Consider the following 25,101-nt stretch of genomic DNA (forward strand, 5'->3'; position numbering starts at 1 on the left):
TCATTCTCCAGGGCGACGATAGACGTAACGATAGACTTCCCGGAAACCGAACTTGGCGTAAAGGGCACGCGCCGCATGATTTTCGGTTTCCACCGCAAGCCAGGCCTGTCGCGCGCCGCGCAACCGCGCCCAGCGCAGCGAGGCCTGCGCGACGGCCGTCGCGATCCCCTGCTTGCGCTTGTCGGCGGCGACGGCAAGCTGCAGCAGTCCTGCCAGATCGTTGTCATGAACGGCGAGCGAAACCGCCTCAGGCCCGGTTTCCGCATCCTCGAAAACGAACAGCCCAATTTCCGGCTTGATCGCGGCGATGATCTCGGCAAGCCCCGCCTTGACGGACTGCTCGCCCGGGCAGATCTGCACGCGCGCGTCGACGAAACGGCCGATATCGCGGGTCGGCAGGCGCTCGATGCCGTCATTGCTTTCGTTCCGCGGGATATCGGCGATCATCACGATACTGCCGGCGAAACTCTGCCAGCCGTTGTCGTCCATATGCGCAATCAGCGCCGGCGGCGTGAGCGGCGTCTGGCGCACCGTCAACTGCCGGCCATAATCGGCAAAACGGGCGGAGGCCTTTTCCAGGCGCCCGGCGATATCGCGGCTGTCGGAAGGATCGAGCGGGTTGATGGAGTTGAGGCGTCGTGACGAATGCCCCGACGTCAGGCGGATCAGCCAGCTTCCATCATAGGCGACATGCTCTGCCGGCCATGCGCGGAAGCCGACAGCCTCCAGCCGCCGCACCAGCGGCATTTCCGGGCTCGTCGTTGCGTCCTGCATCGGCTGACCCATCAGCTCCGGTAATCCCCGTTGATCTCCACATATTCCTTGGTGAGATCGCAGGTGTAGACGGTCGCCGTGCCGGTACCGAGGCCGATCTCGACGCGAATGGTGATGTCCTGTTCTTTCATCACGGCTGAGGCTGCAGCTTCCGAATAGGACGGATCACGCTCGCCATCGACGGCGACGCGGACATCGCCGAACCAGATCGCGAGACGGTCGCGATCGGCCATTTCGCCGGACTTGCCGACGGCCATGACGACGCGGCCCCAGTTGGCGTCTTCGCCGGCAATCGCTGTCTTCACCAGCGGCGAATTGGCGATCGACAGGCCGATGCGCTTGGCGGCCGCATCGCTTTCCGCGCCCTCGACGGTGACCGCGACCATCTTGCGGGCGCCTTCGCCGTCGCGGACGACCTGCAACGCGAGGTCTTTCAGGAGATCGTTGAGGGCGGTGCGGAAGCCGGTGAGGTTCGCGCTGGCGGCATCCGAAATCGGAATCTGGCCGTCATGGGCGGCTGCACCGGTGGCAAACAACATCAGCGTGTCGGAGGTCGAGGTGTCGCTGTCGACGGTTACCGAATTGAATGTCGGGCCGACACCCTCGCTCAAGAGCGTCTGCAGGGCGGCAGGGGCGATTGCCGCGTCGGTGACGACGAAAGAAAGCATGGTCGCCATATCCGGCGCGATCATGCCTGCGCCCTTGGCAATCCCGTTGATGGTGACGGTGACGCCGTTGATCTCGGCGCTGCGGGTCGCGACCTTCGGATAGGTGTCGGTCGTCATGATCGCCTTGGCGGCTTCGAGCCAGAAATCGTTGGTAGCGCGCTCGTTCATCGTGCCGAGAACGCCGGCAAACTTGGTGGCATCGAGCGGCTCGCCGATGACGCCGGTGGAAGCAAGGAAAACTTCGGTGGGCTTGCAGCCGACGGCTTCGGCGGCGGACTGCGCTGTCAGCTCCGTGGCGGCCTTGCCCTTCTTGCCGGTGAAGGCATTGGCATTGCCGGAATTGACGACGACGGCGCGGGCGGACCCGCCGGCCAGATGCTCACGGCAAAGATCGACCGGGGCGGACGGGCAGCGCGAGCGGGTGAAGACACCGGCGACGGCTGCCGGTTCGTCGAACACCATCAAGAGCACGTCGGTTCGGTTCTTGTACTTGATGCCCGCCTCGGCGGTCGCCATGCGCACGCCGCGAACGGCCGGCATGTCGGGGTAGGATTTCGGGGCGAGGGGAGAAACGGAACCGGACATGATGAAACCCTGCTTGAGCGCCTTGGCCCGGCAAGCGAGCCCACAAACGAAATCCCGAAAAGCGAGGTGCCTTCGGGATCGGTCGAATTCGGAAACGTCTTACACCGGAAAGGCGTCAGGCGTCATGACGACAGCGGGCGGGGATTACCCCCCTCTGTCACTGCGTGACATCTCCCCCTCAAGGGGGAGATCGTTCTTTTCCCTCGCTTATTCAGCGATAGAGGCGAGAGGTTTCCGCCTGCGATCTCCCCCCTTGAGGGGGAGATGCCCGACAGGGCAGAGGGGGGTATCCTCGTTATATCAGTTCGCTGCTTCAGCCTTGTTGGCGTCGTCGTAAGCCTTCTTCAGCGCCGGGTCGGTGATATCGACAGCCGATTCCTTCTTGGCGGCTTCGAGAAGGGCGACGTACTTGTCGCGCATCACCAGCTGCTTGACCTGCGGCTCGACCTGCTCGAGCGTCGGCGGAGCCTGGGTGCGCTTGTCCTCGACGAGAATGACGTGGTAGCCGAACTGCGACTTCACGGGAGCTTCGGTGTACTTGCCCTTCTCCAGCTTGAAGGCGGCTTCGGAGAATTCCGGAACCATGCGCTCCTTGGTGAAGTAGCCGAGATCGCCGCCGTCAGCCTTGTTCGGGTCGGTGGACTTTTCCTTGGCGAGTTCCGCGAAATCCTTGCCGCCGTCGAGTTCCTTGATGATAGCCTTGGCTTCATCTTCGGTCTTCACGAGGATGTGGCGGGCCTTCACTTCTTCCGGCGGGGTGATCTTGGCGATTTCCACGTCGTAGCGGGCCTTGACCTCTTCAGCCGTGACGGCATCGACAACGTGCTTCTTGAAGAAGGCGTTGTGCAGTTCGCGCTCGGTCAGATAGGCGAGGCGCTTCTTGAAGGCTTCGTCGTTCTGCAGGCCTTCCTTGTCGGCATCCTTGGCGAGCAGCTTGATGTCGATCAGGCCCGAAAGGGCGGCCGCGCGCTTCTGGTCTTCCGGCAGTTGGCCGAGCTGCGGATCGAGGCCGCTGATGGCCAGATCCAGCTCGGACTTGACGATTTCAGCGTCGCCGACCTTGGCAATGACCGGATCGGCCGCGTCCTGAGCCAGCACCGGAGCCTTGCCGGCCATCAAGGCAACCAGAGCGACGGCTGCAAGCAATTTGTATTTCGACATCCTGAAACCTTTCGAGAGTGGTCTTCCGAAACCGCGATGAACGGATCGGCATACAGGCTCCACATCACCAGAATGTGGCGGTTCTGTAGCCTTTGCGCGCGTGAAGTCCCGTTGACATAATTCGACCCCCCTCTTATCTGTCACGCAACCTCGCGTCCAGAACACATCCGGGCGTTTCGTCTTAATTTCGCGGGCTTTCGAACGCGGCATGGATGCCGGCTTGCCGGCCAGTAACAAGAAAGGACCATTCATATGGTCAGCTTCGGCGGTCTCGCCCGCAAGATTTTCGGCTCGTCCAACGACCGGCGAGTCAAAGGTTACAAGGCTCGGGTCGATGCCATCAATGCGCTGGAACCCGAGATGAAGGCACTGTCCAACGAGGCGCTTGCGGCAAAGACCGTGGAGTTCCGCGCGCAGCTGGCAGAAGGCAAGACGTTGGACGATCTGCTGGTGCCGGCCTTCGCAGTCGCCCGCGAGGCGGCCCGCCGCACGCTCGGCTTGCGTCCGTTCGATGTTCAGCTGATCGGCGGCATGATCCTGCATGAGCGCGCCATCGCCGAAATGAAGACCGGTGAAGGCAAGACGCTCGTTGCGACGCTTCCCGTCTATCTCAATGCGCTCGCCGGCGAGGGCGTGCACGTCGTCACCGTGAACGACTATCTCGCGACCCGCGATAGCGCGACGATGAACCGCATCTACAGCTTCCTCGGACTCTCCACCGGCGTTATCGTCCATGGCCTGACCGACGACCAGCGCCGCGCGGCTTACGCCTGCGACATCACCTACGCGACCAACAACGAGCTCGGCTTCGACTATCTGCGCGACAACATGAAGTACGAGCGCGGCCAGATGGTCCAGCGCGGCCACTTCTTTGCCATCGTCGACGAAGTCGACTCGATCCTTGTCGACGAAGCCCGCACGCCGCTGATCATTTCCGGCCCGCTGGACGACCGCTCGGATCTCTACAACCGCATCGACAGCTTCATTCCGCTGCTCACCCCGGAAGACTACGAGATCGACGAGAAGCAGCGCTCGGCCAACTTCTCGGAAGAAGGCACCGAAAAGCTCGAAAACCTGCTGCGCGAAGCGGGTCTCCTGAAGGGTGAATCGCTCTACGACGTCGAGAACGTTGCGATCGTCCACCACGTCAACAATGCGCTGAAGGCCCACAAGCTGTTCCAGCGCGACAAGGACTACATCGTTCGTGGCGACGAGATCGTCATCATCGACGAATTCACCGGCCGCATGATGCCGGGCCGCCGTTACTCGGAAGGCCAGCATCAGGCGCTGGAAGCCAAGGAAAAGGTGACGATCCAGCCGGAAAACCAGACGCTGGCCTCGATCACCTTCCAGAACTATTTCCGCATGTACAAGAAGCTCGGCGGCATGACCGGCACGGCGTCCACCGAAGCGGAAGAGTTCGGTAACATCTACGGTCTCGAAGTGGTCGAGGTTCCGACCAACCTGCCGATCCAGCGTATCGACGAGGATGACGAGGTCTACCGGACGGCGGAAGAAAAATACAAGGCGATTCTCGAAGAGATCAAGGATGCGCACAAGCGCGGCCAGCCGGTTCTGGTCGGCACCACCTCGATCGAAAAATCCGAGCTTCTGGCCGAACTCCTGAAGAAGTCGGGCTTTACCAAATTCCAGGTCCTGAACGCCCGTTACCACGAGCAGGAAGCCTATATCGTGTCCCAGGCCGGTGTGCCGGGCGCCGTCACGATCGCCACTAACATGGCCGGCCGCGGCACCGACATCCAGCTCGGCGGCAACGTCGATATGCGTCTTGCTGCAGAACTCGCCGAGATCGAGCCGGGTCCGGAGCGCGATGCCCGCGAGGCGGCGATCCGGGAAGAGATCCAGAAGCTCAAGGACGAGGCGCTGGCCGCCGGCGGTCTTTACGTTCTCGCCACCGAGCGCCACGAAAGCCGCCGCATCGACAACCAGCTGCGCGGCCGTTCCGGTCGTCAGGGCGACCCGGGCCGCTCCAAGTTCTTCCTGTCGCTGCAGGACGACCTGATGCGCATCTTCGGCTCCGACCGCATGGATTCGATGCTGCAGAAGCTCGGTCTCAAGGAAGGCGAGGCCATCGTTCACCCGTGGATCAACAAGGCGCTGGAACGCGCCCAGAAGAAGGTCGAGGCCCGCAACTTCGACACCCGCAAGAACCTTCTGAAATACGACGACGTGCTGAACGACCAGCGCAAGGTGATCTTCGAGCAGCGCATCGAGATGATGGATGCGACCGATCTCGAAGAGACCATCGCCGACATGCGCCATGAGGTCATCGAGGATATCGTCGCCAAGCGCATTCCGGAAAAGGCCTATGCCGAACAGTGGGATGTCGAAGGCCTGAAGGCGGACGTGCAGAGCCAGCTCAACCTCGACCTGCCGGTCGTGGAATGGGCCGGCGAAGAAGGCATCGACGATGCCGATATCCGCGAGCGCATCACCGCCGCCGCCGATGCCGCCGCCGCCGATCGCGCCGAGCGTTTCGGCCCGGAAATCATGCGTTACGTCGAGCGCTCGGTTCTGCTTCAGACGCTGGACCACCTGTGGCGCGAGCATATCGTCAACCTCGACCACCTGCGTTCGGTCATCGGCTTCCGCGGCTATGCGCAGCGCGATCCGCTGCAGGAATACAAGGCGGAAGCCTTCGAGCTGTTCCAGGCGCTGCTTGGCAACCTGCGCCAGGGCGTGACCGCCCAGATGATGCGCGTCGAGCTGGTGCGCGAGGCCGCCGAAGCCCCGCAGCCGGTGCCGCCGGCCATGGAAGGCCATCATATCGATCCGGTCACGGGCGAGGATGATTTCAACGAAGGCGCACAGCAGGTCGTTGCCCCGCAGAACCGCGACCCGAAGAACCCGCTGACCTGGGGCCGCGTCTCCCGCAACGAAGCCTGCCCCTGCGGCTCCGGCAAGAAATACAAGCACTGCCACGGCGCCTTCGAAGCCTGATAAAGGTGTTCGATGACTTCAGAAAGTGCCGCCTCCGGGCGGCATTTTTCGTTGTAGTATAGAGCTGATAAGAAGCTTCGGAGCGTGTCGCCATACCCCCCTCTGCCCTGTCGGGCATCTCCCCCTCAAGGGGGGAGATCGGCAGGAGGCGGCCTCCCGCTCTTCGTCTCTTGCCGGATGAATGAGGGAAAAGAACGATCTCCCCCCCCTGAGGGGGAGATGTCACGAAGTGACAGAGGGGGGCGGGCGCGGCGAATTCCAAGTGGGCGATTGTATCCCTTACCTCCGCACATGTTCGGTATCTTCGCCCTCCGCCACACGCTTTGTTAACGCTGATCTGGCAAAACTCGAATCCTGTTTTGCGTTCAATGCGGGTACGACTTGTGTTTACGGCGGCATGTCAGACGGCTGGGCGAATTCTTCCGCCGGCGGCCCGGGATCGGCTGGCGGCCATTGCCGCAACGCTCCGCGCCATCCTGACCCGGAACGACCCCAAGCATATCGCCCAGCGGATGGCGCTCGTCGCCTTCGCCATCCGCATCATCAGCGCGGCCATCGCCTTCGTGTCGCAGATCATCCTTGCCCGGCTGATGGGCGAGTTCGAATACGGCATCTATGTCTTCGTCTGGGTGCTTGTCGTGCTGTTCGGCAATCTCTCCTGCCTCGGCTTCCACACCGCCATCATCCGCTTCCTGCCGCAGTATCATGCGCAGGATGCCCTGCCGGAAATTCGCGGGCTGACGACCACCGTGCGCGTCTTCGCGCTCGTGTCGTCGAGCGTGCTGGCGTTTCTCGGCATTGTCGGCGTCTGGCTGTTCGGCGACTTGATCGAGAGCTACTATCTGGTGCCGCTCTATCTCGGCATCTTCACCCTGCCGATGATTGCGCTGAACGACGTGATGGATGGCACCTCGCGCGCCCATAGCTGGGCGATTTCGGCGCTGAGCCCCACCTATCTCGTCCGCCCGTTGCTCATGCTCGGCCTCATGGTGCTCGCTGTCTTCGGCGGTGCTGAGGCGACGGCGAAGACCGGCATGATCACGGCCATGGCCGCGACCTATCTCACCAGCATCACCCAGTTCTTCATCCTGACCTGGCGGCTGAAGCGCCGCTATGTCGCGGGCCCGCGCAGGATCGAGTTCGGCACCTGGATCAAGGTGGCGCTGCCGATCTTCCTGATCGAGGGCTTCAGCTTCATGCTGACCAATTCCGATGTGGTGATCGTCGGCTTCTATCTCGATCCGGAAAGCGTGGCGATCTATTTCGCCGCCGCCAAGACCATCGCGCTGGTGCATTTCGTCAGCTTCTCGGTAAAGGCCGCGGCCGGTCCGCGTTTCTCCGCCGCGATGGCGAACCCGGATCGCCAGCAACTCGCCAGCATCGCCATCGAAAGCGCCAAATGGACCTTCTGGCCGTCGCTTGTCGTCGGCGGGCTGGTGCTCGCCTGCGGCAATTTTCTGCTGTCGCTGTTCGGCCCCGTCTTCGTTGCCGGCTGGCCGCTGATGGCGATCCTCTATGGCGGGGCGATGGCCAAGGCCTTCGTCGGCCCTGCCGAAGCCTTCCTCACCATGGCCGGGCGGCAAAAACTCTGCGTCGTGCTCTATGCGCTGGCGCTGCTCTCGAACCTCGCCCTCAACGTCACGCTCATCCCGCTCTTCGGCCTCACCGGCGCCGCCTTTGCCACTGCCGGCGCCATGGTCGTCGAAGCGATCCTTCTTCATCTGGCGGTGCGCCGCACCTTCGGCTTCAGCCTGTTTGCTCTTGCCGATCCGCACGCCAGCAAAATCCGTGCGGAGGTCGCATAACATGATTGGTAGACCGCAACTGCCCGACGACAGCAACAGCGGCACCGCCCGCTACATCAGCGGCCTGGCGCCGCCGCCGCTGGACCGGCCCGCTGCCGACCGCTCGGTGTCTATCGGCCGCCCCGGCCGCGAGCTTTGCCTCTATCCGGCCAAGACCGGCTACGAGCTGCAGCAGGAACTGGATTTTCTCTCCAACCGGGCGATGGAACCGAATGTGTTCTTCACCGGCCGGTTCCTCGCGCCGGCCATGCCGCGGCTGGAAGACCGGGTGGTGCGCCTCGCGCTCATCCGCGACAACGATAGCCGCCGCAGCCGCCTGCGTTTCCTGATGCCGTATTCCGTCGACAAGCCCGGCTTCTCGATCGGCAGCCCGATCATGCGCGCGTGGTCAAACCCGTTCGGCCCTCTCGGCGTTCCGCTTCTCGATGCGGAAGATGCGGCCGAAACCATCGACAACCTGCTGGAGGGCCTTGCCCTTCCGGCGGCCGGCCTGCCGCCGATCCTGGTGCTTCCGGACCTCAGGCTCAAAGGCAAGTTCGCCCAGCTTTTCCGCGCTGTCGCCATCGGCCGCAACCTGCCGCTGACGGTCACCGATACCTTCAACCGGCCGATGCTCGAAAGCCTGCTCGATGGCGATAGCTATCTTCGCCGGACGATCAGCAGCGCCCATCTGCGGGAGCTGCGCCGCCAGTGGAAGAAGCTGGAGGATGAAGGCAACCTTACCTACAACGTCGCCCGCCAGCCCGAGGAGATCCGCCTGCGCATGGAGGAATTCCTGGCGCTGGAGGCAAGCGGCTGGAAGGGCAGGGGCCGCACCGCCCTCGTCACCGACCGCTACCACGCCGCCTTTGCCCGCGAAGCGATCAGCAACCTTGCCGAAGCCGACAGCGTGCGCATCCACACGCTCGATTTAAACGGCGTGGCCATCGCCTCGATGATCGTGCTGATGATGGCCGGCGACGCCTATACCTGGAAAACCGCCTATGACGAAAACTTCGCCCGCTTCTCGCCCGGCAAGCTGCTGCTCGCACAGCTGACCGAGTGGCATCTGGACGACGCCAACATCATGCGCTCCGACAGCTGCGCCGTGCCGGATCATCCGGTAATGGGCCGCATGTGGGAAGAGCGCGAGGAGATGGGCACCCTGATCGTCGGCCTCCACCAGAACCGAGACCGCGACGTGCGTCAGGTGGCCGCGCAACTTCACCTCTACCGCAACACCCGCAACATGGCCAAACTGCTACGCGACAAGATCAGGCATCTGGCGCGGTAGGGGGCCGGCATAGATTGCCGCTGCGATCCCTCTGTGGTGGTAATAGCAAGGCGATGGTGCATGCCACCCAAGAGCCCAATCCCTCGGGCTTTTTTTCATATTCCAAGTTAAGCCGGAATAACGGGGCGCCGCTTATCTTAGATGACGACGAAATCTGAACTCGTGATCGTGGGCTTGTTCACTAGCGTCGCAAACAGCACGCCATCGTATGACGTTCCCGAACCGTCCCGGTCATAGAAGATTTTCCCTGTGTCCGTTTCGTACACGATGCGATCTGTTGAATCTGCCGCAACGCCTGTTCCATTGGCTCGAAAAGCCGCTGCTGAGAGCGCTCCCGTTGCGGTCAGAGCGGTAAAGATGCCGTTCTCCAACTGGATCGTGTCGTCGATCGCGCTGAAGTCGGTAATCTTATCGACGTTGGTCGTGGGATTGAGTGCGGTATGAAATATGAAGGTATCCTTCCCGCTCGCACCCGTCAGTGTATCGTTTCCGGCGTAACCCCGGATGACGTCGTTTCCGCTGTTACCGTAGATCGTATTCGCAACTGAATTGCCGGCAAGGCTATCGTTGAACGCCGAGCCGCTGATATTCTCGATTGAAAGGAAGGTGTCGCCGGCAGCGTCGCCCTTATTTGTCGATGGCGACGTCAGGCTAACGGTCACGCCTGCGGAAGCATAAAAGTACGTCACGGCGTCGGTGTCTGCGCCACCATTTAGTCTGTCCGCGCCGGCTCCTCCAGCGAGGATATCGTTCCCCGCACCTCCGGAAAGCGAGTTGTTGCCGGTACCGGTGTAAAGCTTGTCTGCACCAAGTCCTCCATCCGCGACACCCGTGAAGGCGCCGCCACGGCTGTCGAAAATATCGGCACCATCCCCCAGGGTTACTTTGCCGACTATGGTGCCCGTATTCGTGAGCTTATCGATTGCGGTGCTGTTAGAGAAAAAGGCGAAATCCGCGCTTGTTATAAGGCCAGTATTTGAGGCGGTCAGAGTTTCGCTTCCGGTATGATATACCGCGTAATTTGTAGCCTCGATCACACCTGAGTTGGAAAGAGTGGATTCCACAGGACCTGCGCCAGATATATCCAAATAGGCTCCATAATAGCCCGTCAACGCACCACGGTTCGTGATTTCCGCCTCAGTTCCTACTATGACAACTGCCGCAGATTGGCCAACGGTTATGCAATCGACGCGAGCACCTTTTTCAACAAAAACGCGGTTGCCGCTATCGGTTGCCTCGTTTCCTAAAAAAACCGCGCTAAATGCTGACGCTATGGTTCCGTAAACGCGGACATCATGGTTGCTGCCGAAACCCCGAACGGTATCATCGTCCGTCGATGCAATGAACACTTGCGCCGCGACATAAAGATCATCAAATCCATCGCCGAGGTCGATTTGTCTTCCCGAACCTGAGGTTGATAGTGGAAATCTCCACGCCATGTTTTTTACTCCCTCTCTTCGTTGAGTTCAGAGAGTATCTATCACATTCGGAAAACATCAATTGTCGATATTTGGATTTTACATTGATTCTACGGCAGATTCCGAGAATGAGAATTCTCACCTATATGGTATGGCGGTTAAATCAACTGAGAAATCAATTTTCATTGAAGGTTGTTGTAGGTGCGACCTATAAGCAGTTCATTCTTACTCGAAGAAGCGATTATGATATTTGATGCTTCATCCACTTGATCAACGGCCAGCAGCGTCCGTCACTCCGTCAACAAGCTCCCTTCCATCGCCGCCCTGTCCCGCAGCAGCCTGCGAATGATCTTGCCCGACGTCGTCATCGGCAGTTCGTCGACAAACGCGATCTCGCGCGGATATTCGTGCATCGAAAGCCGCGTCTTCACCCAGTCGCGGATGTGGTCGGCCAGCGCCTGCGAGGCCGCGTATTCCTCGCGCAGCAGGATATAGGCCTTGACGATTTCGGTGCGCAGCGCGTCCGGCTTGCCGATCGCCGCTGCCATGCGCACCGCCGGGTGGCCGGCCAAGCAGTCCTCGATCTCGCTCGGGCCGATGCGGTAGCCGGAGGAGGTGATGACGTCGTCGTCGCGACCGAAGAAGGTGACGTAGCCTTCCGGGTCCATCACGCCCTGATCGCCGGTCTTCATCCAGTCGCCGATGAACTTGGCCTCCGTCGCCGCCTCGTTTTTCCAATAGCCCAGAAACATCACCGGGTCCGGGCGGCGCACGGCCACCTGGCCGATCTCGCCGGCCGGAACGGGGTTTCCCTCCGCGTCGATGATCGCGACATCGTGTCCCGGCGCGGGCTTGCCCATCGAGCCGGGTTTCGCAACCCCCAGATGGGCCGCCGAGGAAAGCACGATATTGCACTCCGTCTGGCCATAAAATTCATTGACCGGCACGCCGAGCGCCTTTGACGAGGCCTCGCCGGTCTCCTTGCCCAGCGCCTCCCCGGCCGAGCCGACCGTGCGCAGCTCGAAGTCGTAGAGCGATTTCGGCTGGGGCACCGAAAGCATCAGCCTGAGCGCCGTCGGCGGGATGAAGGCATTGCGCACCTTCATGTCGGAGAGGATGCGGAAGGCCATGTGCGGATCGAACTTCTGCCCCGGAGACGAAACGACCGGCACGCCGAGAAGCAGCGAGGGCAGGAGCGCGTTCAGCAGCCCGCCCGCCCAGGCCCAGTCCGCCGGCGTCCACATGCGGTCGCCCGGCTGCGGCAGGTTGGCGTGATGGAACTGGAAGCCGGGGATATGGCCGAGCAGCACCCGATGTCCGTGCAGCGCGCCCTTCGGCGGCCCGGTGGTGCCAGAGGTGTAGATCATCATCGCCGGATCGTCCGGCCCGGTTTCCACGGGTGTAAAGCCGATGGCGCTGCCTTCGGCCAGGCGCTCGAAGGAAAAAGGGCCTTCGCCACCGACGACGATGACATGCTTGAGGTCCGGCAGCCGCTCGCGGATCGCCTCGATCTTGTCGAGCCCGAAGCGGTTGGTGACGATGGCGGTGGCGCCGGCATCGCGCAGCCGGTATTCCAGCGCATCGACCCCGAAGAGCAGCGCCAGCGGCAGCGCGATGGCGCCGAGCTTGTAGATGCCGGCATGCGCAATCGCCACCTCGAACCCCTGCGGCAGCAGGATGGCGACCCGATCACCCGGCCTTGCACCGAGGACGGAGAGGTTTGCCGCGAAGGCGGAAGACCGGCGGGCATAGTCGCCATAGCTCAGCGAGAGATGCGCCCCCTTAGGGTCGAAATGCTGGAGACAGATGCGGTCCGGATCGCGCGCCGCCCAATCGTCGCTGACGGCGACGCCGATGTTGAATCTGTCAGGGATACGCCATTCGAAATCGCGTATGAGATCGGCGTAGGTCGAGCGGACGGAAAGCATGGCGTGCCGGAAATGTTGCGCTTCAATGCAGCTAACACGGACATGCCCGGCAAGACAACGTTTCCCGCGTCGCCGGCAGCCCGGTCAGGAGAGAAACGCCACATCCCCGCAGTCGCGCTCGCTCAGCGCTCCGAGCAGCGAATCCTGCGTCTGATAGCCGGCGAGGAAGAGATCGATCATGGCGCCGGCGGCGCGCACGCCCTCATGGCTGCGAAGCCGGATGCTGCGTTCCGCGCACCAGGAAAAGAGTGCGCCGGAAAGCACATCGACGTCATCAAAAGCTGCTGCATGTGACATGATCGATCCTCCTGTTTCGAGACGAAAAACTCTGTAACGGAAGGGTGACGCAAGCCGGCAGGTCTTTGCAAATGCCTTGTTTTTCCGCGGTTAATGCTCCGGGAAAATCGGCGGTATGGCTACTGCTAAAAGCGTCGCGCTGTGCCGAAACGGCACGCCTTGACCCGCATGCGCCAAAACGGAACGCATCCTGCGCTGCACAGCGGCCGCATCAGGCCAGCCAGTGATTCATGAAGCTCATGTTCGAGACGGAAATGACCTTGCCGGTTTCGTCCCGCACGATCACCGAAACGGCGCCGCTCTCCCGGTCCGGCAACTCCTCACGAACGATGTCCAGCATCAGGCGACTGATCTCGTTGACGATGTTGGCCCGCGCGGAAAACTCCATGCCCTCGTCATCGGGCGTGGTGCCGTCGCCGTTGTGAAGTTCGAAAAAGTATCTGCCCATGTTCCATGCCTCTGGTGTTTAGCCAAAAAGCCGAAGCTGCGGAAATTGTTCCTGAAAACCTCCGGATTTCTCGACCGGTATGTCAATGTTAAATGAGAGCGCTGGTTTCCTGGGCTAGGCGGGTGTTTCCACGAACCCAGGCCCTACGTACTTGATCGAATCACTGCTTCTCAATCTGGAAAGCCACGACGTCGTTTCCGAGCAGGAACAGGCGCTGCTGCGGAACATGATTTCGCGCGAACGGCGCTTCAAGGTCGATGAAGATATCGTCTCGGAAGGCTCGCGCCCCGGCTACAGCACGCTGCTCGTCGATGGCTTTGCCGCCCGCTACAAGTTCATGGCCGATGGCACGCGCCAGATCACGGCGCTGCATATCGCCGGCGATTTCGTCGATCTGCACGCCTTCCTGCTGAAGACCATGGACCACGGCATCGTCGCCATGTCGCCCTGCCATGTCGCCTTCATCGAGCATTCGGATCTGAAGGCCATCAGCGACACGCATCCGCATCTGAGCCGGCTGTTCTGGCTGGAAACGCTGGTCGATGGCGCGATCCACCGCGAATGGATCGTCGCCATGGGTCGCCGCTCGAAGAAGGCGCATATCGCCCACCTCATCTGCGAACTGTTCATGCGGCTTCAGGTGGTGCGCCGCACATCGGGCTTGAGCTTCCACTTTCCGCTGACGCAGCTGGAGCTTGCCGACGTGCTCGGCATCTCGATCGTGCATCTCAACAAGACGCTTCAGGTTTTGCGCAAGGAAGGCCTGTTGACCTGGATCAACCAGACGATCACCATCCTCGATTGGCCGCAGCTGCAGAAGCTCGCCCAGTTCGATCCCACCTATCTCAGCCTCGACGTCGAACCGCGCTGAATCTTTTTGCATCGCAGCAAAAAGGCTTGCCTTTACGGCTTTTCCGGAAAACAGTCAGACGGAAATATCGGTGCGGCGGCGTGCAGGGATTTGGTGCGACTGAGCGCGGCGAACTCGAACCAACGCAATTGGTTGGTGGCCGGCAGCGCGCAAAGGGAGATGGTGCCCCATGCCGGAATCGAACCAGCACTCCTTTCGGAACTCGATTTTGAGTCGAGCGCGTCTACCAGTTCCGCCAATGGGGCAAGGGGACCTTTTCGGTAGGTAGTCAGCGTGTACACGAAGCGTTTCGGGCGGGTCAACCGGGATTTTACGTTTCGGCCTTAGAGTGATCACGAAAGCGTGCGAACGGGTATCCGGACTGCCGTTTACACCAGCATTTTTCCTGCCTACAAACGCAACCAATTCAAACGGAACCGCTGAATGCTAAGACGCCTCTACGACTGGACCATGTCGCTCGCCGCCCGCAAATCGGCCGAAGCCTGGCTCGCCGTCATCGCCTTCGTCGAAAGCTCCGTCTTTCTTGTGCCCGCCGACGTGCTCTTCCTGCCGATGGCGCTCGCCCGGCCGGAACGCGCCTGGCGATACGCCTTCGTCGCGACCGTCGCCTCGGTGCTCGGCGGCATCGCCGGCTGGTATCTGGGCCACTATGCCTATGAAGCAGTCGCCAAGCCGGTGCTTGAATTCTATGGCAAGCTCGAAACCTTCGAAACGATGAAGGCCTCGGTCGGCTATGAGACGCTGGTTCTGCTGCTGATCACCTCCGGCCTTTCCCATCTTCCGCCGATCAAGGTGGTGACCATTCTCGCCGGCGCCATCAACATCAATCTCGGCCTGTTCATCGTCTCGGCCATCATTGCTCGCGGCGCGCGCTTCATGCTGCTGGCATGGCTTCTGCAGCGCTACGGCGAGGAAATCCGCGAGTTCATCGAAAAGCGCCTCGGCATGCTCGCGGCCGGTGCCGCCGCGGCGCTGATCGCGCTGTTTGCCGCCTATCGCCTTCTTACCTGAAATTTATCAGAGGTCGTTCGTGAACACTTCGCCGACAGAGCCGTCTTCCCGTCTGGCTCCTTCGCTCATCACCACGCTCGGCATGACCGCGACCGTGGGCACCGCGCTCGCCTTCGAGCATATCGGCGGCTATATTCCCTGCGCGCTCTGCCTAATGCAGCGCGACCCGTATTACTACGGCATCCCGCTCGGCATCGTCGCCGTGCTCAATGCCCTGTTCCGTGGACCGGCCTGGGTCACGCGGGCGCTGCTCGTCATCGTCGGCATCCTGATGCTGGTGGGCGCCGGCATCGGCGTTTATCACGCCGGCGCCGAATGGCATTTCTGGGAAGGCCCTTCGACCTGCGCCACCACCGCCCAGGGCGTGTCCTCGAATGTCGGCGACCTGCTTGGCGATCTCGACAGCAAACACGGCCCGTCCTGTACCGAGGCGGCGCTCAGGGTGCTGGGCTTGTCCTTTGCCGGATGGAATGTCATTGCCAGCGTCATCCTGGCTGCGATCGCGCTTCGGGGTGCCGCCAGGCGCTGAGCCGGCGGGCACAAGCTATGCCAACGCCCATCCCGCTTGCCTTGCGGGAAGGCCTCGCTTACAGCAACGCTGAACAACCGGCTGCCGCCCAACCCGAAGCGAGACGACCTTGACCGATATCACCAGCGAACTCGTCACCCTGCGCGATTACTGGCGCTACGCGATCTCCCGCTTCAACGCGGCGGACCTGAGCTACGGCCACGGCACCACCAACGCCACCGATGACGCCGCCTATCTGCTTCTCGACAGCCTCGAACTGCCGATCGACACGCTCGATCCCTTCCTCGATGCCCGCCTCCTGCCGGAAGAGCGCAAGCTGCTCGTCGAGCGCATCGAAGCCCGCATCGAGACCCGCAAGCCGTCGTCCTATCTCACGGGCCGCGCCTATATCCAGGGCGTGCGCTTCCATGTGGATGAGCGGGTCATCGTGCCGCGCTCCCATATCGGCGAAATCCTGTTCAATGAATACGGCAATCCCGAAGGCTCCTCCTTCCTGCCCGATCCGTCGCTGGTCGAAAGCGTCGTCGATATCTGCACCGGCTCCGGCTGCCTCGCCGTGCTCGCGGCAAAGTTCTTCCCCTATGCGGAAGTCGATGCCGTCGATCTCTCGGAAGATGCGCTGGAGGTCGCGAAGATCAACGTCGACGAACACGATGTCGAACAGCAGGTCACCCTCTACCACGGCGACCTGTTCACGCCGCTTCAAGGCAAGACCTACGACCTGATCATCACCAACCCGCCCTATGTTGATCATGTCGCCATGGACGATTACCCGCCGGAGTTTCGCGCCGAACCCGCCATGGCCCACGATGGCGGCGTCGATGGCCTCGATCTCGTCCGTATCATCCTCGCCGAAGCCGGCAAACACCTCAATCCCGGCGGCGGCATGATCTGCGAAATCGGCCGCGGCCGCGAAATTCTCGAAGCCGAGTTCCCGCATCTGGAGTTCCTCTGGCTTGAGACGGAGGAAGAGGCGGATTCGGTCTTCTGGATCACGGCCGAAGCGCTCGGCGTGGAGTGAGGCTTCCAGCCCCCCGCATGCAGGGTGGGGTTTCTGCCACCCATCGAGGGCGGCAATGATTATCCCATTCTCCAGCGTTCGATTTCAGCCTGCGTGAAGCGCGGGGTGATGTGCTGCGGGCAGTTCCAGTCGAAAGCCTCCACCGAGATCAGAACCAGCCGCTCGACGTGAGCGGGGTATTCGGGCAGGGTCAGTTTCTGTGCGAGCACCGGATCGTCGGCGGAATCGATGATGCGCATATGCCCGAAAATCTTCAGCCGCTGCCGGTGCGCATAATCCATCAGAAACAATGAGACGCGGTCGTTCGCGCGCACGTTGCCCGTCGTGATGTATTGGCGGTTACCCCGAAAGTCGGCGAAGCCGAGGGTCGAGTCATCGGTAGCGGTGAGAAAGCCTCTGGGCCCGCCACGAAACTGGACATAAGGCCATCCGCTTTCCGATACGCTGGCAAGATAGAAACCGTCGCGCGCCCGGATAAAGGCCATTTCCGACGGGCCGAGCCGCTGGCCCTGCGCGCCGTCGTCTGCCGGTTCGCGCGCAGCGATCCGTGCCCATTGCGCCGCACTGCCATAGTGCTCCTGCGCGGCGGCGACAGAGGGCGTTGTTGCGATGCTGAGGTATTTGCTGTTCATATCGTCTCCATCCTCGCTACCGCCGTTGCGGCATCAATCCTGCAAGGCCCAGTCCGCGACCTGCCAGCGCATCTGCCCGCGATCTGCCACGACACGGCCGAGCCCGGGGAAGGGCATGTGCGTGGCGGCGATGAGCGCGCCTTCCGCCGCGGCACGCGGGAAAAAGCTGTCTCGCATCGCCTTGGCCGCAGCCTGGTCCTGTTCGAAGAGGAAGAACACATCGGTTGCTGCGGGATGCACGACCGGAAAGATCATGTCCGAAACCATGATGAGGCTCTTCCCGTCGTCTTCGATCCGTACGCCGATATGGCCGGGCGTATGGCCGGTCAGATCGACGATCGACACGCCGCGCACGATTTCCCGCTCTCCGTCGATGGCCTGAAGCTTCGGGTAGAGGCGCACGACCTCGTCGGCCATCTTGAAGCTGGTCTGCAGGTAATCGGGCGCGCCGCTGCGCTTGGCGGGATCGGTCCAGTGGCGCACATCGCGACGATCGATGTAAAGCTCGGCCTTGGGATAATTGTTCACGCCCCCGGCAATCAGGCCGCCCATGTGGTCCTGGTGCATGTGCGTCACGATCACGGCGTCGATCTGGTCTCGCTGCAGGCCGACCGCGCCGAGCGCCTGCGGCAGGTTGCCGGTCTGCCCGATCGAGCCCGCGGCACCGGCATCGATCAGGATGCGGCGTTCGCCATCTTCGATGAGATACTGGTTGAACAGAAACCGAACCCCGCTCGGCCGGGCGGTGAACTGCGCGGTTGCCGCCTGTTCCACCTCGTCGGCGGTGCGGCCGGGAAAATAATTGTAGGGCATATCGGCGTAGCCGTCGGTCAGCGCGGTCACCGTGAAACGGCCGAGGCGAATTTGCGCCAGTGGCGTAACGGCAACCGGTGCTGCGGCAAGCGCTGGCGACAGCGCGCCGCCGATCAGGCTTCCTCCGAGCAGGTTTCCCCCCAGCAGGCCGAGGGGGAGCGCGCTGGCAAACATACGACGTGACAGGTTCGGCATGATGTTTTCCTTCGGACAGTTGTGTAGAGGGTGACCGGCGTCTCTTGGATGAGATGGAATTTATGATATCCATAAATCATGAGGTATCCTGCCATTCATGGAGGCTTCCTCCCAATTTACGGAAGGATGTCATGGATCGTTTTGACGCCATGTCGGTGCTGCTGACAGTGGTCGAGGCCGGCAGTCTTTCGGCCGGAGCGCGGCGATTGCATGCGCCGCTCGCCACGGTCAGCCGCAAGGTCGCCGATCTTGAAAGGCACCTGGGCGTGCGGCTTGTCCTGCGCACCCGGCGCGGCCTTTCCTTGACGGAAGAGGGGCGCTCTTTCGTCGCCGCGTCACGCCGCATTCTGGAGCAACTGGAGGCCGCGGAACGCCAGGCCAGCGGCGATCATGGCGCCTTGCGCGGCGCTCTGCACGTCACTGCGCCGATTTCCTTTGGCGAGCGCTACCTGATGCCGATTGCGCTGGAGTTTCTCAAGGAGCAGCCCGATATCAATCTGCGCCTGACCCTGATCGACCGGCCGCTCAGTCTGGCGGATGAGCACGTCGATGTTGCCTTGCGGATCGGGCATCTGGTCGACAGCGCGCTGATTGCGACGCGGCTCGGCACGGTTCGCCGCGTGATCTGCGCGAGCCCCGATTATCTTTCCCGACGCGGCGTTCCGCGCGAGCCGGAAGACCTTGCCGGGCATGACGGCATAAGCTTCCAGGGCTTTGCGACTGCGCCGGAATGGCGATACCGCCGGGATGGAGCGGCCTTTGCCGTTGAGCCGCACCCAAAACTCGCGGTCAACACGACGGAAGCTGCAATTCAGGCGGCCGTGGCTGGCATCGGCCTTATCCGCGTGCTGTCCTACCAGGTTTCTGATCAATTGCGTTCGGGCGCCCTGCAGGAACTGCTGACCGAGTTCGCGCCGGAACCGCTGCCTGTGAACTTGATCCATTTACCCGTCGATCCGCTGCCCCTGAAAGTCCGATACTTTCTCGACTGGATCAGGCCGCGGCTGCGAGCGCATTTGGCCGGTTAGCTTTCCGGCTCTCCGGCAGCGTGTCGGTTGAGGCAAGTCAGCTTACGCGGTTCGTCGACCCGTCCGCTTGTGGTGCTTTGGTCAGGCGAGTGCTCCGCGAAATCATCAAGCAGCCGTCATTCTGCTTCCCCGCAAATCCCCGCCCTCTTCGCCCGTGCCACACTCTCCCTGTCCCGCCATCGGATACACCGGAAAGCGTTGCCGGCGAGGCGGGGCCGGTGCCTTTGGTCTGTGTTTGAAACGCAGGCACATCCAGGGGGGCCTGCAGAAAATGCTTTCCCTCTCGCTTGAAAGAGAGCGGGGCGTGCCTGTGAGGCACACAAAAAGACGGCTGGTGGCGCAGATGCCTCCTGACTTAGGTCCCACCGAAAGGGGTACCGTCTTTGCAGAGGAAGCGGAGTTGCAGGTAAAAACCACCGAGACGGGGCACATCGCGTGTCACTTATTACTTACCTATCAGGCACCCGATGTGCCCCGGCCGATCCCGCCGTTGCTGTTGAAGCAAAAGGGATGATGAAGTTTTAAGCCACGGGCGAAAAATCCGCCGCGTGAACGCGGACGGCTGACCTGCAAAACGGAGCGCACATGATGAAGCAACAGGATTTCACCGAATATGAAAAACGTCTTGCTGCCGATCATGAGCGATACTGGCGCGCCCTGATGAGTTTCAGGCATCACAAATGCCACAGGCGAAAATGCCATCGGGACGGCGCCTGCACCGGGCCGATGCGGATTGCGCCCTGCCTTGTCGGCCGGGTCAAGGCGCAGCAGGCCATCGGCCTTTCGGGAAAAGCCTGCGCCAGCCTGCCGCTCTGCTTTGCCGCTTTTCCGCCGGGACAGGTCGCTGACCTGGAAAAAGCCATGGACGATTTTCGCGCCGATCTGCAGAAGGGGCTTCCCTTGCCGTTTCCGAAGCTCGACCGCTGCCGCGAGCAAACGCCGCAGCTTTTCCCCGACCCTTGACTTTACCTGCCGATCATCCGACTTCACCGGGTAGAGATTTCACGGAGCAGCCCCATGAGCGAACGCAGCACTATCGATCAGGCGGAAGTCGACCGTTTCTCCGCCATGGCCGCCGAATGGTGGGACCCGCGCGGAAAATTCAAGCCGCTGCACAAGTTCAATCCGGTGCGCCTTGCCTATATCCGCGATCGCGTCTCGGAGAATTTCGGCCGTGATCCCCGCAGCGTGAAGCCGCTCGAAGGCCTGCGCCTGCTCGATATCGGCTGCGGCGGCGGGCTCCTGTCCGAGCCCATGGCCCGCATGGGCGCCGACGTGCTTGGTGCCGACGCATCGGAAAAGAATATCCGGATTGCCGAAACCCATGCCGCCGGCAGCGGCGTGCATGTCGATTACCGCGCGGTGACGGCGGAATCGCTTGCCGAAGCCGGCGAGACCTTCGACGTCGTTTTGAACATGGAAGTGGTCGAGCACGTCGCCGATGTCGAGTTTTTCATCACCACCTGCGCCTCCATGGTGCGCCCCGGCGGCCTGATGTTCGTCGCCACCATCAATCGCACGGTGAAAGCTGCGGCGCTCGCCATCTTTGCCGCCGAAAACGTGCTGCGCTGGCTGCCGCGCGGCACCCACCAATATGAAAAGCTGGTGCGTCCGGAAGAGCTCGAAAAGCCGATCACTGCGAGTGGCATGACGGTCACCGATCGCACCGGCGTCTTCTTCAATCCGCTGTCCAACCAATGGAACCTGTCGCGCGACATGGATGTGAACTACATGATCGTCGCGAAAAGGCCGCTGCAGGCCTAACGCTATGAGAGGCGACGGACGGCGGCAGCCACCGGTGAAGAAGCCCCAGGCCGTGCCCGGCGGCAAGCGCGTGACGCTGGCGCGGGCGTTGTCCAAGCTTGGCTATTGCTCGCGCACCCAAGGCGAGGAACTGGTTCGTGCCGGCCGCGTGACGGTTGGCGGGCGGGCGATCCGCGATACCGAAAGCTGGGTCGATCTGGCGACTGCCGTGATCGCGGTCGATGGTAAGCGGGTGGTTGCGGAAAAGCCGGTCTACCTCATGCTCAACAAGCCGCGCGGGCTCGTCACCACCCGGCACGACCCGGAAGGGCGGGCAACGGTGTTCGATTGCCTGCAAGACGTGTCCCACCGCCATCTTTCGCCCGTCGGCCGGCTCGACAAGGCGAGCGAAGGTCTGCTGCTTTTCACCAACGACACGGAATTTGCCCAGGCGCTGCTCGACCCCGAAACCCATGTTTCCAAGACCTATCATGTGCAGATGGACAGGCTCGCCGACGATGCGCTGCTTCAGGCGATGATGCAGGGTGTGACCCATGACGGCGAGTTTCTGAAGGCGACGCAGGCGACCATGTTGCGTGCGGGCGAGCGGAACTCCTGGGTGGAGATCGTACTGGATGAAGGCAAGAACCGCCAGATCCGCCGGATTCTGGAGGCGCTTGGGATCGAGTGCCTGCGGCTGCTGCGGGTCGCCATCGGCAATCTTGCGCTCGGCGATCTGGAGAAAGGCGCGGTCAGGCCATTGACCGATGCGGAGGTGGCTGGCCTGCGCCGGCAGATCGCGGCAGCCGGCACCCCATAAGCCCGTTTTCCGACGATCGTCGCCGGCCTTTTCCCCGTGCAGAGTTATCGAGGCTAAACTGCTGCCGGGATGGCGTGTTGGACGCCATCCCGGGCATGGAGTTTTCAGACAGGCAGCGGCGCTTCCGGGTTGACGAGCTTTTCGGCCCTGAGTTCACGCCAGAAATCGGCGGGTATGATTTCGCGCAATGCGGCACTGTCTTCAGCGATGCGGCTCGGCTGGCTGGCGCCGGGGATGACGGCGGCGACGGCTGGGTGGGCAAGCGAAAATTGCAGCCCGGCCGCCTTCATGCTGACGCCGTGCCGATCGGCGATCGCCTTGATGCGGGCAACCTTGTCGAGGATGGCCGGTGTGGCCGGGGCGTATTCGAAATTCGGACCACCGACGAGGGCGCCGGAGCTGTAGGGGCCGCCGACGACGATGCCGAGGCCGCGCTCGACGACCTGCGGCATGACGCGCTGGAGGGCGCGGTCATGGTCGAGCAGCGTGTAGCGCCCGGCAAGCAGGAAGCCATCCGGGCGCGGACCTTCCAGCGCCAACAACAGTTCGATCGGCTCGACCCGGTTGACGCCAAGACCCCAGGCCTTGATCACGCCTTCATCGCGCAGCCGGTCCAGGGCCTTGAAGGCACCCTTGCGGGCGCTCTCGAAAGCACCCAGCCACTCGTCGCCATAGAAATCCTGGGCGACGTCATGGACGAAGGCAATTTCGATGCGATCCGTTTTCAGCCGGTTCAAACTGTCCTCGATCGAGCGAAGTGTGGCATCATGGGAATAGTCGTTGATGATCTTGTTGGGGCGTCCGTATTTGAAGACATCGCCCTTCTCGCCGAGATCACGGGCACTGACATCCTCGATTTCGTCGAGGACGATGCGGCCGACCTTGGTGCTGATGACGTAATCGTCGCGGTTGTGGCCGGCCAGCGCGGCACCCATGCGGATCTCCGCAAGGCCGGCGCCGTAAAAGGGAGCGTTGTCGAAGTAGCGGATGCCGTCGTTCCAGGCGGCTTCCACGGTTGCCTGGGCTTCCGCTTCGGGGATATCGCGGAACATGTTGCCGAGAGGAGCGGCGCCGAAGCCGAGTTTGCTGGGAAGAATATCCTTGAGGGCCATTTGCCTGCCTTTCTTGTCGGGTGCGGGTGCCCGGCCTTTTATCACAAGGCCGGGCTTCGGGTTTGCGATCTCTCAGAACTCCTGCGCGGTGGGGCGCAAAACGATCTCGTTGATGTCGACGTCTGCCGGCTGTTCGATGGCGTAGGCGATCGCCCGGGCGACGGAGCTGGCGGGAATGGCGATCTTGTAGAAATCCAGCACGGTGGAGCTGGCCGTGCCCGTGGTCGAATGCTTGAGATCGCTGTCGACCGCGCCGGGCTCGATGGAGGTGACGCGCACCTTGGCGCCGACTTCCTGGCGCAACCCGTCCGAGATAGCCCGAACGGCGAACTTCGTGCCGGAATAGACGGTGCCGCCGGGCGCGAAGACCTTGATGCCGGCCACCGAGCTGAGGTTGATGATATGGCCGCTTTCCTGCTTGAGGAAGACCGGCAGGGCGGCGGCGATACCGTAGAGCACGCCCTTGATGTTGACGTCGATCATCGCATCCCATTCATCCGTGTTGACCTCGGCCATGGGGCGGATGGGCATGAGGCCGGCATTGTTGATCAGCACGTCGAGCCCGCCGAAATCGGCAATCACGGCGTCGACGACGGCCTTGACCTGCGTCTTGTCGACCACATCGAGCTGATAGGCGCGGGCCTCGCCGCCTGCCGTCGTGATCTCGGCCACCACGTCGTCCAGCTTGTCCTTGCGGCGGGCGGCAAGCGCCACACGGGCGCCTCTGGCGGCGAGATGGCGGGCGGTTTCCGCGCCAAGGCCGGTGCTGGCGCCGGTGATGAGAACAATCTTGCCTTGAATACCTTCGGTCATTGTCTTTCTCCTTTGATCGGGTTCTGGGTGAAATGCGGTTCAGTGGATGTCGGCGGGATCGAGCACGAAGGCTTTGCGCTCCGCCAGATCGTTGATCGTCGAGACGTAATGCTTGAAGTGCGGCGTTTCGCGGTGGGCTGCGACAGCTTGGGCGCTTGTGTAGAGTTCGTCCAGAACGAAACGGTCCGGGCTGGTGTTGTCCTGCCAGATGTCCCAGCGGAGGTTGCCGGGTTCGGCGCGGCTGGGCGCTACCATGCCGGAGAGAAGCGTCTTCAATTCAGCAGTCCTGCCGGGGTGGGCGGCCAGGATGGCGACGATTTTCACGGGGCTCGACATTGCGGATTTCCTTTTGATGGCGGCACAGCTCACGCCACGGCCTTTCGCGTGGGATCAGGCGGCGAGCGAACGATCGAGCGCGGCAACGAAGCGGGCTGCGATCGGGTGATCGGAGCGCGGGTTCTGGCCGGTGATCAGCTCACGGTCTTCGATAACGTTCGGCTCGAAGTCGACGGTGGTGGTGATGAGGTTGCCACCGGCTGTTTCAAGCGCATCCACCATGTTGAAGTAGAGCTTGGCATGCAGGATGTGGTCTTCAACGACCTTCTCTTCGCTGTTGGAGAAGACGGTCATCTTGTAGCCGGCATATTGCCAGCCCTTTGCCCATTCGGCGGCCTTGGCGAGATCCCCGGCAATCAGCGCCGAGCGGAATTCGCGAGCATGCGGCATGGCCGAAACCGTGGCCATCGGGCCGTGGCACAGGAAGGCAGTCGGCTTGGCCTGCTCGTGGAAGTGGCGCAGGATTTCGCCGAGATCCGGGTCCTGCATCAGGTCGACTACCGGGGCCTGGCCGCCGGGAACGAAGATGCCGATGTAGCCGTCGAGACCTTCCTCAAGAATGTCGTGCAGCGTGTGCACGGTGTTCATCGAAGGATCGTTTGCGTAGAAGGCCTTGGCGGCGTTGTAGGCTGCCTCATCACCGCCGAAGTGGTCCGCGCTGTCGGAGGCTCCGTCGATATGCGGCTTGGTGCCGTTCGGGGTGGCGAGAACGACATCGTAGCCAGCGGCGATAATGGCCATGGCTGGCACGACGGTTTCGTTGAGATACTGGCCGGTGGCACCGGTGCGGCCGCCCTGGATTTCGATGCGGGTGGCGTTGGAGCCGATCAGAAGCACTTTACCCTTGCTCATTGTCATT

General features: G+C 62.1%; 24 protein-coding genes and 1 tRNA gene. 11 read left to right on the forward strand and 14 right to left on the reverse strand.

The window, feature by feature from the left end:
- The 3 genes from BLX89_RS13885 to BLX89_RS13895 form a co-directional block, all read right to left on the reverse strand.
- The gene (locus tag BLX89_RS13885; protein WP_075291479.1) at positions 1-786 is read right to left on the reverse strand and encodes a GNAT family N-acetyltransferase; all 786 of its coding nucleotides are present in this window, start codon (positions 784-786) and stop codon (positions 1-3) included.
- Positions 786-2,027, reverse strand: coding sequence for a bifunctional glutamate N-acetyltransferase/amino-acid acetyltransferase ArgJ (argJ, locus tag BLX89_RS13890; protein WP_075291480.1), 1,242 nt, complete (start codon positions 2,025-2,027; stop codon positions 786-788). The genes BLX89_RS13885 and argJ overlap by 1 nt, the downstream gene beginning before the upstream one ends.
- Positions 2,028-2,327: 300 nt before the next feature.
- Positions 2,328-3,188, reverse strand: a complete 861-nt coding sequence (locus BLX89_RS13895) for a peptidylprolyl isomerase (protein WP_075291481.1) — start codon at positions 3,186-3,188, stop codon at positions 2,328-2,330.
- Positions 3,189-3,440: 252 nt separating this feature from the next.
- On the opposite strand from BLX89_RS13895, the gene secA reads away from it, so the two are divergent.
- The 3 genes from secA to BLX89_RS13910 all read left to right on the forward strand — a co-directional run bounded on the left by secA (position 3,441) and on the right by BLX89_RS13910 (position 9,227).
- Positions 3,441-6,149, forward strand: coding sequence for a preprotein translocase subunit SecA (secA, locus tag BLX89_RS13900; protein ID WP_075291482.1), 2,709 nt, complete (start codon positions 3,441-3,443; stop codon positions 6,147-6,149).
- Between the two features lie 416 nt (positions 6,150-6,565).
- Entirely contained in the window at positions 6,566-7,954 is a 1,389-nt protein-coding gene (locus tag BLX89_RS13905; RefSeq protein WP_075291562.1) for a lipopolysaccharide biosynthesis protein, read from the forward strand.
- Position 7,955: 1 nt separating this feature from the next.
- Positions 7,956-9,227, forward strand: coding sequence for a GNAT family N-acetyltransferase (locus tag BLX89_RS13910; RefSeq protein ID WP_075291483.1), 1,272 nt, complete (start codon positions 7,956-7,958; stop codon positions 9,225-9,227).
- A 137-nt stretch (positions 9,228-9,364) separates the two neighbouring features.
- On the opposite strand, the gene BLX89_RS13915 is transcribed toward BLX89_RS13910, so the two are convergent.
- The 4 genes from BLX89_RS13915 to BLX89_RS13930 all read right to left on the reverse strand — a co-directional run bounded on the left by BLX89_RS13915 (position 9,365) and on the right by BLX89_RS13930 (position 13,318).
- Positions 9,365-10,666: a calcium-binding protein gene (locus tag BLX89_RS13915; protein ID WP_143523616.1), complete on the reverse strand. Its 1,302-nt coding sequence runs from the start codon at positions 10,664-10,666 to the stop codon at positions 9,365-9,367.
- A gap of 269 nt (positions 10,667-10,935) precedes the next feature.
- The gene (locus tag BLX89_RS13920) at positions 10,936-12,573 is read right to left on the reverse strand and encodes an AMP-binding protein (protein ID WP_075291485.1); all 1,638 of its coding nucleotides are present in this window, start codon (positions 12,571-12,573) and stop codon (positions 10,936-10,938) included.
- Between the two features lie 84 nt (positions 12,574-12,657).
- Positions 12,658-12,870, reverse strand: a complete 213-nt coding sequence (locus tag BLX89_RS13925) for a hypothetical protein (RefSeq protein ID WP_075291486.1) — start codon at positions 12,868-12,870, stop codon at positions 12,658-12,660.
- A gap of 211 nt (positions 12,871-13,081) precedes the next feature.
- Positions 13,082-13,318, reverse strand: coding sequence for a DUF6894 family protein (locus BLX89_RS13930; RefSeq protein ID WP_075291487.1), 237 nt, complete (start codon positions 13,316-13,318; stop codon positions 13,082-13,084).
- Positions 13,319-13,469: 151 nt separating this feature from the next.
- Here BLX89_RS13930 and BLX89_RS13935 point away from each other — a divergent pair, with 151 nt between their 5' ends.
- Positions 13,470-14,189, forward strand: coding sequence for a Crp/Fnr family transcriptional regulator (locus BLX89_RS13935; RefSeq protein ID WP_075291488.1), 720 nt, complete (start codon positions 13,470-13,472; stop codon positions 14,187-14,189).
- A gap of 160 nt (positions 14,190-14,349) precedes the next feature.
- Here BLX89_RS13935 and BLX89_RS13940 read toward each other — a convergent pair.
- Positions 14,350-14,434: transfer RNA gene (locus tag BLX89_RS13940), tRNA-Leu, on the reverse strand.
- Positions 14,435-14,612: 178 nt separating this feature from the next.
- On the opposite strand from BLX89_RS13940, the gene BLX89_RS13945 reads away from it, so the two are divergent.
- The 3 genes from BLX89_RS13945 (at position 14,613) to prmB (ending at position 16,750) form a co-directional block, all read left to right on the forward strand.
- The gene (locus tag BLX89_RS13945; protein WP_075291489.1) at positions 14,613-15,200 is read left to right on the forward strand and encodes a YqaA family protein; all 588 of its coding nucleotides are present in this window, start codon (positions 14,613-14,615) and stop codon (positions 15,198-15,200) included.
- Between the two features lie 19 nt (positions 15,201-15,219).
- Positions 15,220-15,729, forward strand: coding sequence for a disulfide bond formation protein B (locus BLX89_RS13950; RefSeq protein ID WP_075291490.1), 510 nt, complete (start codon positions 15,220-15,222; stop codon positions 15,727-15,729).
- A gap of 109 nt (positions 15,730-15,838) precedes the next feature.
- Positions 15,839-16,750 (forward strand): 50S ribosomal protein L3 N(5)-glutamine methyltransferase, encoded by a 912-nt coding sequence (prmB, locus tag BLX89_RS13955; RefSeq protein WP_075291491.1) that lies wholly within the window; start codon positions 15,839-15,841, stop codon positions 16,748-16,750.
- A gap of 59 nt (positions 16,751-16,809) precedes the next feature.
- Here prmB and BLX89_RS13960 read toward each other — a convergent pair whose 3' ends face one another.
- Together BLX89_RS13960 and BLX89_RS13965 are read right to left on the reverse strand one after the other, a co-directional pair.
- The gene (locus tag BLX89_RS13960; protein ID WP_075291492.1) at positions 16,810-17,382 is read right to left on the reverse strand and encodes a pyridoxamine 5'-phosphate oxidase family protein; all 573 of its coding nucleotides are present in this window, start codon (positions 17,380-17,382) and stop codon (positions 16,810-16,812) included.
- A 33-nt stretch (positions 17,383-17,415) separates the two neighbouring features.
- Positions 17,416-18,390, reverse strand: a complete 975-nt coding sequence (locus BLX89_RS13965) for an MBL fold metallo-hydrolase (RefSeq protein ID WP_075291493.1) — start codon at positions 18,388-18,390, stop codon at positions 17,416-17,418.
- Positions 18,391-18,521: 131 nt separating this feature from the next.
- Between BLX89_RS13965 and BLX89_RS13970 the strand changes: the two genes are divergently transcribed.
- The 4 genes from BLX89_RS13970 to BLX89_RS13985 all read left to right on the forward strand — a co-directional run bounded on the left by BLX89_RS13970 (position 18,522) and on the right by BLX89_RS13985 (position 21,981).
- Positions 18,522-19,418 (forward strand): LysR family transcriptional regulator, encoded by an 897-nt coding sequence (locus BLX89_RS13970; RefSeq protein WP_143523617.1) that lies wholly within the window; start codon positions 18,522-18,524, stop codon positions 19,416-19,418.
- Positions 19,419-20,003: 585 nt separating this feature from the next.
- Positions 20,004-20,381 (forward strand): hypothetical protein, encoded by a 378-nt coding sequence (locus BLX89_RS24290; protein ID WP_143523618.1) that lies wholly within the window; start codon positions 20,004-20,006, stop codon positions 20,379-20,381.
- Positions 20,382-20,435: 54 nt separating this feature from the next.
- A complete protein-coding gene (ubiG, locus tag BLX89_RS13980) occupies positions 20,436-21,182 on the forward strand; it encodes a bifunctional 2-polyprenyl-6-hydroxyphenol methylase/3-demethylubiquinol 3-O-methyltransferase UbiG (protein WP_075291496.1) in 747 nt (248 codons plus the stop codon).
- Positions 21,183-21,186: 4 nt separating this feature from the next.
- Positions 21,187-21,981: a pseudouridine synthase gene (locus BLX89_RS13985; RefSeq protein ID WP_075291497.1), complete on the forward strand. Its 795-nt coding sequence runs from the start codon at positions 21,187-21,189 to the stop codon at positions 21,979-21,981.
- Between the two features lie 104 nt (positions 21,982-22,085).
- On the opposite strand, the gene BLX89_RS13990 is transcribed toward BLX89_RS13985, so the two are convergent.
- From BLX89_RS13990 to BLX89_RS14005, 4 genes are all read right to left on the reverse strand, one after another.
- On the reverse strand, positions 22,086-23,093 hold the full coding sequence (locus BLX89_RS13990; RefSeq protein ID WP_075291498.1) for an aldo/keto reductase: 1,008 nt from the start codon (positions 23,091-23,093) through the stop codon (positions 22,086-22,088).
- A gap of 72 nt (positions 23,094-23,165) precedes the next feature.
- Positions 23,166-23,906 carry an SDR family oxidoreductase gene (locus BLX89_RS13995; protein WP_075291499.1) on the reverse strand — a complete coding sequence of 247 codons (741 nt, stop codon included), beginning with the start codon at positions 23,904-23,906 and terminating at the stop codon, positions 23,166-23,168.
- 39 nt (positions 23,907-23,945) lie between these two features.
- Positions 23,946-24,242 carry a putative quinol monooxygenase gene (locus tag BLX89_RS14000; RefSeq protein ID WP_075291500.1) on the reverse strand — a complete coding sequence of 99 codons (297 nt, stop codon included), beginning with the start codon at positions 24,240-24,242 and terminating at the stop codon, positions 23,946-23,948.
- A gap of 54 nt (positions 24,243-24,296) precedes the next feature.
- Positions 24,297-25,094: a type 1 glutamine amidotransferase domain-containing protein gene (locus tag BLX89_RS14005; protein WP_075291501.1), complete on the reverse strand. Its 798-nt coding sequence runs from the start codon at positions 25,092-25,094 to the stop codon at positions 24,297-24,299.
- Positions 25,095-25,101: the final 7 nt, after the last annotated feature.

Source organism: Pararhizobium arenae (assembly GCF_001931685.1).
GTDB classification, from domain to species: Bacteria; Pseudomonadota; Alphaproteobacteria; order Rhizobiales; family Rhizobiaceae; genus Pararhizobium; species Pararhizobium arenae.

Bases quoted from the DNA above. Each gene is read 5' to 3' on its own strand.
- ubiG (WP_075291496.1), top strand. From the start codon at position 20,436: ATGAGCGAACGCAGCACTATCGATCAGGCGGAAGTCGACCGTTTCTCC.
- BLX89_RS13985 (WP_075291497.1), top strand. From the start codon at position 21,187: ATGAGAGGCGACGGACGGCGGCAGCCACCGGTGAAGAAGCCCCAGGCC.
- BLX89_RS13965 (WP_075291493.1), bottom strand. From the start codon at position 18,390: ATGCCGAACCTGTCACGTCGTATGTTTGCCAGCGCGCTCCCCCTCGGC.
- BLX89_RS13995 (WP_075291499.1), bottom strand. From the start codon at position 23,906: ATGACCGAAGGTATTCAAGGCAAGATTGTTCTCATCACCGGCGCCAGC.
- BLX89_RS13930 (WP_075291487.1), bottom strand. From the start codon at position 13,318: ATGGGCAGATACTTTTTCGAACTTCACAACGGCGACGGCACCACGCCC.
- BLX89_RS13960 (WP_075291492.1), bottom strand. From the start codon at position 17,382: ATGAACAGCAAATACCTCAGCATCGCAACAACGCCCTCTGTCGCCGCC.
- BLX89_RS13945 (WP_075291489.1), top strand. From the start codon at position 14,613: ATGCTAAGACGCCTCTACGACTGGACCATGTCGCTCGCCGCCCGCAAA.
- BLX89_RS13925 (WP_075291486.1), bottom strand. From the start codon at position 12,870: ATGTCACATGCAGCAGCTTTTGATGACGTCGATGTGCTTTCCGGCGCA.
- BLX89_RS24290 (WP_143523618.1), top strand. From the start codon at position 20,004: ATGATGAAGCAACAGGATTTCACCGAATATGAAAAACGTCTTGCTGCC.
- BLX89_RS13990 (WP_075291498.1), bottom strand. From the start codon at position 23,093: ATGGCCCTCAAGGATATTCTTCCCAGCAAACTCGGCTTCGGCGCCGCT.
- BLX89_RS13920 (WP_075291485.1), bottom strand. From the start codon at position 12,573: ATGCTTTCCGTCCGCTCGACCTACGCCGATCTCATACGCGATTTCGAA.
- BLX89_RS13895 (WP_075291481.1), bottom strand. From the start codon at position 3,188: ATGTCGAAATACAAATTGCTTGCAGCCGTCGCTCTGGTTGCCTTGATG.
- argJ (WP_075291480.1), bottom strand. From the start codon at position 2,027: ATGTCCGGTTCCGTTTCTCCCCTCGCCCCGAAATCCTACCCCGACATG.
- BLX89_RS13885 (WP_075291479.1), bottom strand. From the start codon at position 786: ATGGGTCAGCCGATGCAGGACGCAACGACGAGCCCGGAAATGCCGCTG.
- BLX89_RS13970 (WP_143523617.1), top strand. From the start codon at position 18,522: ATGGATCGTTTTGACGCCATGTCGGTGCTGCTGACAGTGGTCGAGGCC.
- secA (WP_075291482.1), top strand. From the start codon at position 3,441: ATGGTCAGCTTCGGCGGTCTCGCCCGCAAGATTTTCGGCTCGTCCAAC.
- BLX89_RS13915 (WP_143523616.1), bottom strand. From the start codon at position 10,666: ATGGCGTGGAGATTTCCACTATCAACCTCAGGTTCGGGAAGACAAATC.
- BLX89_RS13910 (WP_075291483.1), top strand. From the start codon at position 7,956: ATGATTGGTAGACCGCAACTGCCCGACGACAGCAACAGCGGCACCGCC.
- BLX89_RS14000 (WP_075291500.1), bottom strand. From the start codon at position 24,242: ATGTCGAGCCCCGTGAAAATCGTCGCCATCCTGGCCGCCCACCCCGGC.
- BLX89_RS14005 (WP_075291501.1), bottom strand. From the start codon at position 25,094: ATGAGCAAGGGTAAAGTGCTTCTGATCGGCTCCAACGCCACCCGCATC.